Source organism: Butyricicoccus sp. AM05-1 (genome assembly GCF_003474415.1).
Taxonomy (GTDB): Bacteria; Bacillota; Clostridia; order Oscillospirales; family Butyricicoccaceae; genus Agathobaculum; species Agathobaculum butyriciproducens.
The window spans coordinates 1-13,448 of the sequence record NZ_QUDG01000007.1; the positions used below are offsets into that span (position 1 = coordinate 1).

Sequence of the window (13,448 nt, forward strand, 5' to 3'; positions counted from 1 at the left end):
GGCTGTTAACCGCAGGGTCGTTGGTTCGAGTCCAACTTGAGGAGCCATTCAGACAATGCTTTGCCGTCACTTCATCGTGACGGCAGGGTAAAGTCGATTCCCTATATGGGCCTTTAGCTCAGTTGGTTAGAGCAACCGGCTCATAACCGGTCGGTCCCGGGTTCAAGTCCCCGAAGGCCCACCAAATTAAGTTAATATGGCCCGGTAGCTCAGTTGGTTAGAGCGCTAGCCTGTCACGCTAGAGGCCGTGGGTTCAAGTCCCATCCGGGTCGCCAAAAAACGGTACCGTAATCGTGCCGTTTTTTCTTTCGCTGCTATAGCTCAGTCGGTAGAGTGCATCCTTGGTAAGGATGAGGTCACCAGTTCAAATCTGGTTAGCAGCTCCATAAAAACGCCTGATCATTTGATCAGGTGTTTTTCTTTTACTGTAAAACGCGATCTTTGTCGAGAAATGACGATAGAAAACTATTTTCACCTCTTGCCAGTCGATTTTTGAAATGATAGAATATCTGTAGGGAGATGTCGATATGTCTCTGTATAAATTTTATCGAGCGATAGATGGAGATTTTGAAGCAGCCTGCCGTCGCTTTTACAACGAGAATATGCTGCAGAAATTCCTGATCCGATTTTTGGACGAGCCCTGCTGCGCGGAATTGAACGATGCCTTGGGTCGGCACGATCGCGATGCGGCAATCAAAGCGGTACACACGCTGACCGGACAGGCACGCAGCTTTGGCTTTATACGGCTGGAAAAGAAGAGCGCAGCACTGTTGCAAGCGCTGCGCGGCAATCGGGATGAGGAAATCACGGAACTGCGATACGAAGTCACGGCCGAATACATCGGCATTGTGCAGGCAATTCGCTCTCTGGCCTCTGAACTGGGCATTTTTATGTAATCTGCGTGTTAAACGCCCAATGTGTCCTCAATCACATCAATCAAATGGATGGGCGACACCTGAAGCGTATTCAGGCGTTCTGTAAAGGCGCGTGCTTCCGGCTCGCCGATGAACACATCGGGGACGAAGCAGGTTTGTCCGTGCTGCGGATCGTGAGCACTGATACCGAAAGATATGTAAGCTCCGGTCTCAGGCGAATAGTGATTTTTTCTGATTACTTTGTAGACAAACATGATGCTTCCTCCGTCGATATTTGCTGATGTTCCCACTTCATTTGGGAACATGTTTATTTTATCAGAAGAATCATGCGGTTTTTGCTATTCTGTGAAATTGGAACAGAATCTTGTGAAATCGGCAGAATGTGTTAAGAAACCGCTAAGAAATTCGACAAAAACTGACGAGAAAGGACTGTCAATAATCATGTTGCGGGTCGCAATTTGTGATGATTCGGCGTTAGAACGAGATATCCTTGCGGATTTTCTCAGTCATTACTGCAATGCACATGCGATTGACTATTCCTGCAAAATGTACGACAGCGGTGAACCGCTTTATTATGAGCTTGGGGACGGCGGATGGTTTGATATTATTCTGCTGGATATTCTGATGGACCCGCCGCTCGGCATTGACGTAGCACGCCGTCTGCGTGAGATTGGCTACAAGGGCACGATCGTATTTTGTACCGCTGCGCTGGATTTTGCACCGGACAGCTTTGAAGTCGGTGCATCCGGTTATCTGCTCAAGCCATATACCCCAAAGACGTTCGAGCGAACCATGCACCGTGTACTGTCCGATATCGTCGAGAATACATACGCGATCAAGAATCGTTTGCAGGTGCTACACATTCCGCGCGAAGAGATTATGTATGTGGAAAGCCATAACTCGCAGTGCATTCTGCATCAGGCGGGCGAAAAGACATACACAATATATAAAAAACTCAGCGAGATTGAGCAGGAACTGACGGCTCCGTGTTTTCTGCGGTGCCACCAGAGCTTCCTTGTGAATATGAACTACGTCAAAGCTGTGGATAAGGACTTTATCCTTACAAACGACGATGTGGTGCTCATTCGCAAGAAAAATCTGAAGGAATTGCGGCAAGTCTATTTTGATTACTGCAAACAGATTCATAATAGATATTGAGGATAATCTGTATTAGGCAAAGTTAAAACACGGATTATCTGAAAAACGAAAAGCGTCCCATTGGGACGCTTTTCGTTTTTGTGGAAGGAGAAAGAAAACTTCATTTTCTATTCTCAATTCTCCATTTTCAATTATCCCAAAGCTGTATCCAGCACCATCATCACCAGAAAACCCGCCATCACACCAAGGGTGCCCGGATGTGAATGCTCACCGAGATGTGCCTCGGGAATCAACTCCTCGACCACAACGTACAGCATCGCGCCTGCCGCAGCGGACAGCAGCCACGGCATGAACGGTGTCAGCGCGGACGCGCACAGCACGACAAGCACGCCGAAAATCGGCTCAACGATGCCGGACAGCGAACCGTAAACGAATGAGCGTGCGCGGCTCAGCCCCTCCTGATGGAGCGGAAGCGCGACTGCGGCTCCCTCTGGGAAATTTTGAATGCCGATGCCGATGGCAAGCGCGCCTGCCGCTGCAAACAATCCTGCGTTGCCGGTATGCTGTGCCGCACGAGCAAAGGACAGACCAACCGCCATGCCCTCCGGAATGTTGTGCAGCGTCACTGCGAGGACAAGCAGCGTGGTTCGCCGAAAGGAGGATGGCAGACCTTCGGCCTGCTCTGCGCCGCTGTGCAGGTGCGGCATTAAGCCGTCCAGCGTAAGCATAAGCACCAAACCAAGGATAAAGCCGCCTGCAGCGGGTATCCAGCCCGGCTGGCCGTTCTGCGCGGCCTCGTCGATCGCGGGAATGAGCAGACTCCAGATGGACGCGGCGATCATCACACCGGACGCGAATCCGAGGAAAATCTGCTGCATCAGAGCGCTGGACTGCCGTTTCATAAAGAATACCATGGCGGCGCCGATCGTGGTCATCAGGAAGGTGAAGCCTGTGCCTGCGGCCGCCCAAAGCAATGTCTGCTGTATCATACGCACCTCTCTTTTTAATTGGTTAGTTATTGCTAACTATGAGCATAGCACCGAACACACTTTCTGTCAATAGGGGACTTGACAGAAATGATATAATATTAGTATACAATCTTATGAGAATAAAACAGGAGGGTTCCACTATGGCGGCATCCCGTGAAAAAGTGTTATATTTCGAGCCGCAGCCGAGCGAACAGACTGCGGCACTTAAGACCGTGCTCGTTCGCATGGGCGTGCGGATTAAGAATGTCGAAGCGGTCTCTGCCGGTCAGACCGTCGGCTTTCTGCTGAACCGCAAGGGCTTTGAGCCGACTGACGCGACTGCAGATGCGCCTTCCGCACCGATGATGGTGCTGGACGGCTTTACCGAAAAGAGACTGGACATTCTGCTCCGTGAAATGAAGGCGCATGGTGTTTCCGTGCCGTACAAGGCCATGGTCACCGAGCACAACATCGGCTGGACGCTGAGCGACCTGTTTACCGAACTGGTGCGCGAGCATGAGGCTATGCACCAATGATCGAGCGCGTACTGAACGATTTCGACATTGACCAGATCGCAAACTCCGGTCAGTGCTTCCGCTTCCACAGGGTTGGGGATAAGTCGTACAACTTAATTGCGGGCACACACCTGCTGAATATTCAGCAGAACGGCCGGACCGTACGATTCGACTGCGATGAAGACGAGTTTAACGCCATCTGGCGGCCGTATTTCGATCTGGATGCGGACTACGGCCGCTGCAAAGCCGCAGTTGCCAAACGCGATATCTATCTGCAGAACGCCGTTGCATACGGCGGCGGACTGCGTATTCTGCGGCAGGATCTGTGGGAAACTATTCTATGCTTTATCATCTCGCAGCAGAACAATATCGCGCGGATTACCAAGTGTGTCGAAAATTTGTGTTCCCTTTTCGGGGAAATCTGTTATAATAAGAGTGAACAGGTATACAATAGCATTCCCACGGCAGAGCGTCTGGCGGCGTGCACGCCCGAGGATCTTGCGCCGGTGCGCCTCGGCTACCGCGCCAAATACATTTGCGCCGCGGCACGGCAGATCGCGTCCGGTGCGGTCGATCTGGAAGCTGTCCGGCACATGGATTACGCTCACGCTAAAGCCGAGCTGCTGCGCCTGACCGGTGTCGGCATCAAGGTTGCGGAGTGTATCTGTCTGTTTGCGCTGCATCACATCGACGCGTTTCCGGTCGATACGCATATTCGTCAAATGCTGGACGCACACTATCCGAAAGGGTTTCCGCTGAAACGCTATAAAGGCTTTGCGGGTGTCATGCAGCAGTATGCATTTTACTATGAATTATCACTGAAAGGTTAAGGAGTGTTTAATATGGCAGTAATAACCATTACGAAGGAAAATTTCGAGAACGAAGTGCTGAAGTCGGACAAGCCGGTCCTGCTGGATTTCTGGGCAACGTGGTGCGGTCCCTGCCGCATGGTTTCGCCGATCGTGGACGAGATCGCAAACGAGCGTGACGACATCAAGGTTGGCAAGATCAATGTAGACGAGCAGGGCGAGCTGTCCATGCAGTTCCGCATTGTCTCCATCCCGACCCTGATCGTGATGAAGAACGGCGAGGTTGCCAATAAGGCTGTCGGCGCTATGCCGAAGGAAGAAATCCTGAACCTGCTCGGCTAAAATCAAAACCGGATCCAAAGAGCTGACTCCGTTGGAGTCAGCTCTTTGCTTTGCGCCTGAAAAGTTTGTATTGAACCGGTTTTTCTTTTCTTTCGTGCGACAGCTGTTGTTTACCGTTCTGCGGTTTTGTGCTATACTAAAAGTAATACCGCCAATATTGCTGATATAATGGTAAGGTATGATTTGGCAAGAGGATATATGTTTGGAGGAGCTTGCGTGAATCGCATTTCTGATAGTATGTTTCACTCCCGCAGCACTGCATGCAAAAAGCCGTATGGCGCGGTACCGGCAGGGCAGGCGGTCGAGTTTTCTGTTTATCCGCAGCGGGCACAGGGCGCGCTGCACGTTACCCTTTGGATTGAGGAAGACGGCTGTCAGGCCGAATCCTATCCGCTGCACTGGTGCGGCTATCAAGGCTCACATGATCGGTATACGGTAACCTATACGCCGCCGCATCCCGGTCTGTACTGGTATTATTTTTCGGTGGAGCTGGCGGATGGTCTGCACTACTGTGCACGCGGCTACGGCGGTCAGGCGGAGCTGCTCGAGGCGGTCGGTGATAAGTACCAGCTGACCGTGTACGACGGCGAGTACCATACGCCGCGCTGGTTCGGTGAGGGCATCACCTACAACATTTTTCCGGACCGCTTCTGCCGCGACAAGGCGCCCGAGCAGCCGGAGGGCGAAGGCGTGATCCCGCGTGTGCTGCATCAGAACTGGGACGATATTCCGGTATACCTGCCGGATGAGCACGGCGAAATTCTCAATAACGACTTTTTCGGCGGTACGCTGCGCGGCGTATATGCCAAGCTGGATTATCTGGAGAGCCTGCACGTTACCACCATTTATTTCAATCCGATCTTTCAGGCGTATTCCAATCACCGCTACGATACCGGCGATTACAAGCGCATCGACCCGCTGCTCGGCTGCGAGGAGGACTTCCGTGCGCTGTGCAGCGAAGCCGCCAGACGCGGCATGCGCGTTGTACTGGATGGCGTATTCAATCACACCGGCTACGACAGCCGTTACTTCAACGCACGCGGTCACTACGACAGCGTAGGCGCGTTCCAGTCCAAGGAATCGCCGTATTTCAGTTGGTTTGACTTTCACAACTGGCCGAACGAGTACGGCTCGTGGTGGGGCATCTACACGCTCCCACAGGTCAATGAGACCGACGGCAGCTATCAGAATTACATCATCGAGGACGAGGACAGCGTGGTCCGCCGCTGGCTGCGGCTGGGCGCGTCCGGCTGGCGGCTGGATGTTGCTGACGAGCTGCCGGACAGCTTCATCCAGAAGCTGAACGCGGCAGCCCGCAGGGAAAAATCCGATGCGCTCATCATCGGTGAGGTGTGGGAGGATGCGTCCAACAAAATCGCGTACTCCGAGCGCCGACGCTATTTCCAGGGCGGCGAACTGGATTCGGTTATGAACTACCCGCTGCGAGACGCTATTTTCGGCTTTTTGAACGGCGGCACAGCCGAGCATTTCGCGGAGAGCATGGAGTGCATCCGCGAAAACTACCCGCGGGACGTGTTCTACAACCTGATGAACGTTGTAGGTACGCATGACACCGCGCGTGCGCTCACCCTTCTCGGCGTAACCGAGAACGAGTGGAAGATGGACAGAAACGGCCGCGCACACTATCAGCTGCCGCCGGACCGTCTGGAAATCGCCTTGCGCCGCCTGCGGATGGCGGCGGTCATCCAGTTCACCATGCCGGGTTCTCCGACCATTTACTACGGTGATGAGGCCGGTCAGCAGGGCTTCGAGGACCCGTTCAACCGCCAGACCTACCCGTGGGGACACGAAAACCAGGAACTGCTTTCGTTCTACCGTAAGCTGTGCGAAATCCGTGCCGAGGAACAGACGCTTGCGGACGGCGACCTGCAGTTCAGCGACACGACAGCCGGTGCACTGCTGCGCTATGAGCGCACGAGCGGTGACTCGCGTCTGGTGATCGCGGTCAACCGCGGACACCAGTATGTGGAAACAAAAATTGATGCGCTGTATGCGCTCGACCTGCTCAGCGGCGAGGGCTTCGCGTACGCCGACCCGGACGGTCTGGTCGTATCCGTCCCGCCGGAGACCGCCTATATCCTGCGCTGTGTAAATGCAGCCGATTAAGGAGGATTTTCTATGGATATGACAGAAAAACAGCTTTCCAGCGAATATAAGTTCAGAGGCAGGATCATGACCGCTCGTGTGGACGAGGTATCGCTGCCGAACGGCAAGACCGCGCCGCGCGAGGTCTGTGAGCACGTCGGCGGTGTCGGCGTGCTGCCGATCGACAAGGACGGCAACGTTATTCTTGTGCGGCAGTTCCGCTATGCGTTCGATACCGAGCTGCTCGAAATGCCCGCCGGCAAGATGGATCACGGTCCGGAGGACGCCGAGGAATGCGGCATCCGCGAGCTGAAGGAGGAGACCGGCTGTACTGCCGGACGCATCGTGCCGCTCGGCGCGATTTATCCGTCTCCCGGCTTTCTGACCGAGGTGACCTATCTGTTTGCCGCGCTTGACCTGACCGAAGGCGAAATGCAGCCGGATGAGGACGAATTTGTCGAGGTCGTGCGACTGCCGATCGCAGAGGTAGAGAAAATGATCGAGCGGGACGAGATCCGCGATGCCAAAACGGTGGCGGCTATGTATAGAGCAAAGCTGAAGAATCTTTACTAAGATAAGAGTGGAGATTGGAGAGTGCAGAGGAGGAAAGGGTTTGGATAAGAAAAAAATCCTTGTGGTTGAGGACGAAAAGGCCATTTCAGACATTCTGGTATTCAATTTACAGCGTGAGGGCTACGACACACTCGCGGCGTATGACGGCGCGGAAGGTCTGCGCTGCGCGCTTGAGGAAGCGCCCGACCTGATTCTGCTGGATGTCATGCTGCCCGAGATGGACGGCTTTGAGGTCTGCAGGCGGGTGCGCGCGGAAAAGGACACACCGATCATCATGCTGACCGCCCGTGAGGAAGAGACCGACAAGGTCATGGGTCTGGAACTGGGTGCAGACGATTATATCACCAAGCCGTTCTCTATGCGCGAGCTGATGGCGCGCGTCAAGGCGAACATGCGCCGTACCTACGCAGGAGAGGACAGGGAAAAGGCGGAAGCGCCGTCCGGCGGCGGTCTGCGTGTATCCAAGGACAACGGCATGGTCTACAAAAACGGCCATCCGCTCGAGCTTTCCGCGCGGGAATTTGACATTTTGTGCTTCCTGTCCGCTGCTCCGGGACGGGTTTTCTCCCGTGAGGAGCTGATGGAGCAGGTCTGGGGCTATGACTACTACGGCGACCTGCGTGCGGTGGACGTGGCGATCCGCCGTCTGCGCGAGAAGATCGAGGATGAACCGGCAAGTCCCAGATACATCATCACAAAAAGAGGCATGGGATATTACTTTGCTGACGGGGAGTAAGCTATGTTCCGTTCACTACACAGAAAACTGGTACTGATTCTGGTGCTGCTGATCGTATCCGTTATGGCGGTGGTCGGCACGTTTCTGATCAACAGTATCAACACCTTCTATCTGAACAGCTTTTATGAGCAGATGCAGGCGGTGTTCACGACCGACACCATCCGCTCCATGCAGGAGGCGGCTGCCGAACCCGGCACGGATGGTCTGAAAACCATCATAGATGCCCACAAGAGCCGACTCGGCATCGACGATTACCGCAACTATGCCATTCTCGACAGTGAGGGCGGCTTCCTTGACGGCTCCAACCCGAACGTATCCGTCACCCGCACGAGCAACGTCATTGCCGCAATGGCAGGAGAGACCGGAACGCGCTCGGCGGTATCCGACAGCATTATGGATATTGCGGTGCCGCTCGACAAGAACGGCGACGGTGCGGTGGACTACATCGTGTATATCGCGGACAACAAGCGGGAGATTTCCGATCTGTCGTGGCGGTTCTTCCAGATTGTCATGCAGGCGATGATGTTCGGCCTGCTGGCGGCTATCCTGCTGTCCTTTCTGCTCAGCAAGACCATCACCACGCCGATCGAGCGCATCACTGAGGGTGCGCGGTCGATCGCGGAAGGCAACTTTGATCAGGACCTCGGTGTGCAGTCGTCGGATGAGATCGGCGAGCTGACCCGTTCGTTCAATTACATGGCACACCGTTTGAAAAACACGGTCGGCGAGGTGCAGGGCGAGCGCGACAAGCTGAACACGCTGTTCCTGCACATGACCGACGGCGTAGCCGCCTTCACGACCGACGGCACGCTCATCCACATGAATCCGGCAACCGAAAATCTGCTGGGTGTGCGTGTAGAGCAGAAGCTGAGCTTTGATGAGATGTTCGCTGATCTGGACATGCCGGACACGGACGAAACCGTCTCGCGCAGCTTCCTTACGAACGAGATTACGCGATTTGGGCGCGTGCTGTCCGTCACGCTGGCGCCTTATGGCGCACTGGACGGCGAGGGCGGTGTCATCGCGGTCATTCACGATGTCACCGAGCAGCGCCGTCTGGATGACGCACGCCGCGAGTTTGTAGCAAACGTGTCGCACGAGCTGCGCACGCCGCTGACGAATATCCGCTCGTACACCGAAACGCTGCTCGATGCCGCCGGAGAGCTGCCGCTTGACACGGAAAAGCAGTTTCTGGGCGTTATTTCGAGCGAGAGCGAGCGCATGGCGCGTATTGTCACCGATCTGCTGACGCTTTCCAAGCTGGATTACGGACGAATGGAGCTGCGTATGACGCGGTTCTCGGTGTCCGATCTGCTGAAAAAGGTGACGAATGCCATGAAGCTGACCGCCGAGGACAGCGGTCACATGATCCTCGTTGAGACCGAGCCGAACCTGCCGCCGATGGTCGGCGACAGAGAACGCATCGAGCAGGTTGTGGTAAATATTCTGTCCAACGCGGTCAAGTACACGCCTTCGGGCGGCAGGATCCGTCTGACGGCACAGCGCGCAGGCGCAAACCATGTGCGCATCACAGTTGAGGACAACGGTGTCGGCATTCCGGCGGACGATGTGCCGCGCCTGTTTGAGCGATTCTACCGCGTGGACAAGGCACGCTCGCGTGCCGCTGGCGGCACCGGACTGGGTCTGGCGATCGCCAAGGAGATCGTTGAGCAGCACGAGGGCAAGATCGCTCTGACCAGTGAATACGGCAAGGGCACGACCGTGACGATCACGCTTCCGACCGACCTCAAGCCGCACGGCAGGGAGGATAAGGTATGAGAGGTGCGAAACGCTCAGCGAAGAACACCGCAAAGAATATCTCGCTTTTGGTGCTGTGCGGACTGATGGGCGTGCTGTGCGCGGTAAACTGGCTGATGGGTCTGAACATTGCGCAAATGCCCGCAGACAGCGCACTCCGCCGTCTGCACGACCGCTTTGTAGGCGGTGCGGTGGGCTATGAGATACGGTCCTCCGGTGTTTCGGCGGCGGATCCGGCACAGATGGCGCTGACCGTTGACGGCAAGCTGTACGGCGTGCAGTACAATCTGACCGATATTGACGCCGGCATCACGGCAACGCGTTCACTGTGGTCGCAGGCGCTCACAGGTGAGGGACTGCGGCCGGCTGATGAGAGTGAGCTGTGCACGGCTCTGCGGTCGGGCAGCTGTGCGCTGCTGCGCTACCACGGTGCGATCCCGATGCAGTCTATTGCGGGCTGGCTGGGCGGCTCGTGGAAGGATAATGACCGCCTGCAGGTCGAAACACTGGTGTATGCCGCCGGTGTGCAGCGGCTGTTTGTCCGCATGGCAGACGGCAGGCTGTATGCTGCGGATGCAGCGGTCTCGCAGAATGCGCTCGGAGAGGCACAGAAGAACTTCCGCGGTCTGTCATGCAGCTTTGCGGGAGATGCGTACGCGGTCTATCCGGAAACGCTGCTGTTCGACAGCGAGGCGCTGTCGCTTCCGGTGCTGAAACCGGCGCAGATCAACCTGTTTGCCGCACAGAGCGGCACCGGACTGGAGGATTTGCTTGGTGCATTCGGCTACACGGCCTACACGGATTTTTACAATGAGCAGGACGGAACTGTCCGCGTGTTCCTCGATGATACGAGCACACTGCGGCTGAATGCGTCCGGTCTGGTGCAGTACGCGTCCACGGACGGCTCAGCAACGGTGAGCGCTTATGACGAAAGCGATATCACGGATGCGGCGGCGCTGGATGCACAGCTGGACTGCGCCCGGCTGATTCTCGATGCGGCGCAGCGAGCGGGCGATACGGATACGCATGCGTCGCTGTACGCGGTGGAGCGCAGCGGCGAGCAAACCACACTGATTTTTCTGCAGATGTACAGCGGCGTGCCGGTGCTCGGTGACGCGGACTTTGCAACCTTCGTATTCGATGGCAGTGCGCTGCGCACGGCAACGATTCGGCTGCAGAAATTTCAGCCGACCGGCGGCAAACGCACGGTCATGCCCGCAAAACAGGCGGCAGCCGGAGCCTCCGGCGCGGAACGCGGTCTGATGGCAGCCTACCGGGCACAGGACGGACAGTATGTACCGAGCCGGTTCTATCTGAAAAATGCGGCAGAGTGACCGCAGAAGGGAGATGAGAGCGCTTGCAATGGGATAAAGTCAAAAATATACTGATCGCAATACTGCTTGCGATCAACCTGTTTCTGCTGGGCAATCTGGCGGTACGCGGCTGGCAAAGCCACCGGAGATCGAGTGAGCTTGAGGCCAATCTGCGCACGCTGGTGAGCGCCAGAGGGATGCAGCTGGATACGGCGTTCTCGTTTCCGGAGGACATCACACTGCCCGAGCTGTCGCTCGACCGCAGCCGCGCAGATGAGGAAAAAATCGCAGCCGCCATGCTGGGCGAACACGCTGAACGCACCGAGCAGGAGGACGGCACGGTGCGCTTTGAGAGCGACAGGGGAACGCTCGAGTGGCAGGCGGACGGCAATGTGCAGGCGGACTATACGCTGACTGAATCTGCGCCGACTTCCGCATCGGAAGCGCTCGAGCAGGCGCGCCGACTGTGCAGCCGGTGGGGCTTTCAGGCTGAGCAGGCCGGCTGGACGGCGGAGGACACGGTAGTTACGCTGACCGGCTCGGTCGCCGGACTGCCGGTGCACAATCGGCGGCTGACACTGGACTTTTCTGCCGGAGACGGCTCGGTGTCGCTCGTCGGACTGTGGAGCTTCGGCACGCCGTACACCACCGCGAACGGCATCAGCATTACCTGCAGCGCAGCAGATGCTCTGCTGCAGTTTGCCGCAGAAAGCGGCGAAACCGGTAAGATTGAGTCGATGACGGCCGGTTATCGTATGCAAACCGACAGCAGCCGCCGTATTCGTCTTACACCTACTTGGAAGATTGACACCGAAACAGGCGAATATTTGGTGGATTGTGACAAAAAGACGATTATCGGTGAAGAAAACTGAAAAACTGCTTTTCTTTATCTGAAATTGTGGTAAAATGTATTAGTGAGATTTTACGCGAATGGGTTTAGCCGCTGTCGGAGCTGCCTGCAAAGAGGATCGGCACGGACAGTCATTCGCTGACATAAGATACAGTATTCGGAGAAAAACGCGGAGATTTCCGCGCCAAGGCTTAGTGAGGAGTAGGTAGATTGACAAAGTATGTAATCAACGGCGGCAAGACGCTGAATGGTGAGGTGACCATCTCCGGCGCGAAGAATGCAGCGGTCGCAATCGTTCCGGCGGCTCTGCTGGCAGATGGCCCGGTTCGTCTTGAAAACGTGCCCAAGATCATTGATGTAACGCTGCAGATGGAGATCATGCGCGAGTTGGGTGCGCAGATCCGCCAGATCAACGCCACTACGGTGGAAATCCAGAATGCGCAGAACCCGAGCCTCAAGCCGCACGAGCTGGAGCGCAAGCTGCGCGCATCCTACTATCTGCTCGGCGTGCTGCTCGGCAAGTACGGCTTTGCCGAGGTAGCAATGCCCGGCGGCTGCAACTTCGGCGGCGTCCGTCCGATCGACCAGCACATCAAGGGCTTTGAAGCTCTGGGCGCAAAGGTAACGCTGCCCAAGGGCGGTTACATCCGGGTCGAGGCACCCGAGGACGGTCTGCACGGCGCACATATTTATTTTGACGTTGTTACGGTCGGCGCGACCATGAACATCATGCTCGCAGCTGTTCTGGCCAAGGGTCAGACGATTATGGAGAACTGCGCGAAGGAGCCGCACATTGTCGATCTGGCGAACTTCCTGAATGCAATGGGCGCGGATGTTAAGGGCGCCGGTACTGATGTGATCAAGATTCGCGGTGTAGAGAGCCTGCATGGCGGCAATTACTCCATCATTCCGGATCAGATCGAGGCGGGCACCTTCATGGCAGCCGTTGCAGCCTGCGGCGGTTCGGTTCTGGTGAAGAATGTTATTCCGCGCCATCTGGAGTGCATCACCGCAAAGCTGCGCGAGATGAGCGTTGAGGTCACCGAGTTTGACGACGCGGTGCTCGTTCGCCGCGAGGGCAAGCTGACCAAGACCAACATCAAGACCCTGCCGTACCCGGGCTTCCCGACCGATATGCAGCCGCAGATGACAACGGCGCTGTGTCTGGCAGAGGGCACCAGCATCATCACCGAGGGGATCTGGGGCAGCCGCTACCGCTATACCGAGGAGCTGACCCGCATGGGCGCAAACATTCATGTGGACGGCGCGATCGCGGTTGTTGAGGGCGTCAAGGAGCTGAATGGTGCTCCGGTTCGTGCACACGACCTGCGCGCAGGTGCGGCGATGGTTATCGCCGGTCTGGCAGCCAAGGGTGTTACCGAGGTCGAGCAGGTGCAGAACATCGAGCGCGGCTATGAGACGCTTGTAGAGAAGTTTGTTGCTTTGGGTGCGGATATGTATCGCTCCGAGATTCCGGAAAGCACCGAGAACAAGTAATTTCTAAT

Annotated in this window: 14 protein-coding genes and 3 tRNA genes; 15 read left to right on the forward strand and 2 right to left on the reverse strand. The window is 56.1% G+C overall.

The annotated features are described in order from the left end of the window. Positions 1-107: 107 nt before the first annotated feature. From DW088_RS10290 to DW088_RS10305, 4 genes are all read left to right on the forward strand, one after another. Positions 108-184: transfer RNA gene (locus tag DW088_RS10290), tRNA-Ile, on the forward strand. Positions 185-198: 14 nt separating this feature from the next. After that, positions 199-275, forward strand: a tRNA-Asp gene (locus DW088_RS10295). A gap of 35 nt (positions 276-310) precedes the next feature. Continuing rightward, positions 311-386 (forward strand) — tRNA-Thr (locus tag DW088_RS10300). A 141-nt stretch (positions 387-527) separates the two neighbouring features. Further along, on the forward strand, positions 528-896 hold the full coding sequence (locus tag DW088_RS10305) for an Hpt domain-containing protein (RefSeq protein ID WP_118360649.1): 369 nt from the start codon (positions 528-530) through the stop codon (positions 894-896). 8 nt (positions 897-904) lie between these two features. On the opposite strand, the gene DW088_RS10310 is transcribed toward DW088_RS10305, so the two are convergent. Beyond that, the gene (locus tag DW088_RS10310; protein ID WP_118360650.1) at positions 905-1,129 is read right to left on the reverse strand and encodes a DUF6514 family protein; all 225 of its coding nucleotides are present in this window, start codon (positions 1,127-1,129) and stop codon (positions 905-907) included. A gap of 187 nt (positions 1,130-1,316) precedes the next feature. On the opposite strand from DW088_RS10310, the gene DW088_RS10315 reads away from it, so the two are divergent. Continuing rightward, complete coding sequence (locus DW088_RS10315) at positions 1,317-2,033, forward strand: LytR/AlgR family response regulator transcription factor (protein WP_158574664.1); 717 nt, start codon at positions 1,317-1,319, stop codon at positions 2,031-2,033. Positions 2,034-2,164: 131 nt separating this feature from the next. Here the strand turns inward: DW088_RS10315 and DW088_RS10320 are convergent, their stop codons facing one another. Then, positions 2,165-2,962, reverse strand: a complete 798-nt coding sequence (locus DW088_RS10320) for a ZIP family metal transporter (protein ID WP_207663033.1) — start codon at positions 2,960-2,962, stop codon at positions 2,165-2,167. A gap of 140 nt (positions 2,963-3,102) precedes the next feature. On the opposite strand from DW088_RS10320, the gene DW088_RS10325 reads away from it, so the two are divergent. The 10 genes from DW088_RS10325 to DW088_RS10370 all read left to right on the forward strand — a co-directional run bounded on the left by DW088_RS10325 (position 3,103) and on the right by DW088_RS10370 (position 13,440). After that, entirely contained in the window at positions 3,103-3,477 is a 375-nt protein-coding gene (locus tag DW088_RS10325) for a DUF3783 domain-containing protein (protein ID WP_158574665.1), read from the forward strand. Then, positions 3,474-4,286: a DNA-3-methyladenine glycosylase family protein gene (locus DW088_RS10330; protein ID WP_118360652.1), complete on the forward strand. Its 813-nt coding sequence runs from the start codon at positions 3,474-3,476 to the stop codon at positions 4,284-4,286. Before DW088_RS10325 ends, DW088_RS10330 begins: the two co-directional genes overlap by 4 nt. 12 nt (positions 4,287-4,298) lie before the next feature. Beyond that, entirely contained in the window at positions 4,299-4,607 is a 309-nt protein-coding gene (gene trxA, locus DW088_RS10335; protein WP_118360653.1) for a thioredoxin, read from the forward strand. 216 nt (positions 4,608-4,823) lie between these two features. Next, positions 4,824-6,734: a glycoside hydrolase family 13 protein gene (locus DW088_RS10340; RefSeq protein ID WP_243029881.1), complete on the forward strand. Its 1,911-nt coding sequence runs from the start codon at positions 4,824-4,826 to the stop codon at positions 6,732-6,734. Between the two features lie 12 nt (positions 6,735-6,746). Next, entirely contained in the window at positions 6,747-7,286 is a 540-nt protein-coding gene (locus DW088_RS10345) for an NUDIX hydrolase (protein WP_118285006.1), read from the forward strand. A gap of 40 nt (positions 7,287-7,326) precedes the next feature. Continuing rightward, positions 7,327-8,022: a response regulator gene (locus tag DW088_RS10350; RefSeq protein WP_110436083.1), complete on the forward strand. Its 696-nt coding sequence runs from the start codon at positions 7,327-7,329 to the stop codon at positions 8,020-8,022. Between the two features lie 3 nt (positions 8,023-8,025). Further along, positions 8,026-9,801 (forward strand): ATP-binding protein, encoded by a 1,776-nt coding sequence (locus tag DW088_RS10355; RefSeq protein WP_110436084.1) that lies wholly within the window; start codon positions 8,026-8,028, stop codon positions 9,799-9,801. Beyond that, positions 9,798-11,114 (forward strand): hypothetical protein, encoded by a 1,317-nt coding sequence (locus DW088_RS10360; RefSeq protein WP_118285005.1) that lies wholly within the window; start codon positions 9,798-9,800, stop codon positions 11,112-11,114. The genes DW088_RS10355 and DW088_RS10360 overlap by 4 nt, the downstream gene beginning before the upstream one ends. A 23-nt stretch (positions 11,115-11,137) precedes the next feature. Next, positions 11,138-11,965 (forward strand): hypothetical protein, encoded by an 828-nt coding sequence (locus DW088_RS10365; RefSeq protein WP_118360654.1) that lies wholly within the window; start codon positions 11,138-11,140, stop codon positions 11,963-11,965. Positions 11,966-12,153: 188 nt separating this feature from the next. After that, positions 12,154-13,440, forward strand: coding sequence for a UDP-N-acetylglucosamine 1-carboxyvinyltransferase (locus DW088_RS10370; protein WP_118360655.1), 1,287 nt, complete (start codon positions 12,154-12,156; stop codon positions 13,438-13,440). Positions 13,441-13,448: the final 8 nt, after the last annotated feature.

What these genes read in the sequence shown, in the direction of transcription:
- DW088_RS10320 (WP_207663033.1), bottom strand. Translation starts at nt 2,962, where the DNA reads ATGATACAGCAGACATTGCTTTGGGCGGCCGCAGGCACAGGCTTCACC.
- DW088_RS10325 (WP_158574665.1), top strand. Translation starts at nt 3,103, where the DNA reads ATGGCGGCATCCCGTGAAAAAGTGTTATATTTCGAGCCGCAGCCGAGC.
- DW088_RS10315 (WP_158574664.1), top strand. Translation starts at nt 1,317, where the DNA reads ATGTTGCGGGTCGCAATTTGTGATGATTCGGCGTTAGAACGAGATATC.
- DW088_RS10330 (WP_118360652.1), top strand. Translation starts at nt 3,474, where the DNA reads ATGATCGAGCGCGTACTGAACGATTTCGACATTGACCAGATCGCAAAC.
- trxA (WP_118360653.1), top strand. Translation starts at nt 4,299, where the DNA reads ATGGCAGTAATAACCATTACGAAGGAAAATTTCGAGAACGAAGTGCTG.
- DW088_RS10360 (WP_118285005.1), top strand. Translation starts at nt 9,798, where the DNA reads ATGAGAGGTGCGAAACGCTCAGCGAAGAACACCGCAAAGAATATCTCG.
- DW088_RS10305 (WP_118360649.1), top strand. Translation starts at nt 528, where the DNA reads ATGTCTCTGTATAAATTTTATCGAGCGATAGATGGAGATTTTGAAGCA.
- DW088_RS10345 (WP_118285006.1), top strand. Translation starts at nt 6,747, where the DNA reads ATGGATATGACAGAAAAACAGCTTTCCAGCGAATATAAGTTCAGAGGC.
- DW088_RS10355 (WP_110436084.1), top strand. Translation starts at nt 8,026, where the DNA reads ATGTTCCGTTCACTACACAGAAAACTGGTACTGATTCTGGTGCTGCTG.
- DW088_RS10310 (WP_118360650.1), bottom strand. Translation starts at nt 1,129, where the DNA reads ATGTTTGTCTACAAAGTAATCAGAAAAAATCACTATTCGCCTGAGACC.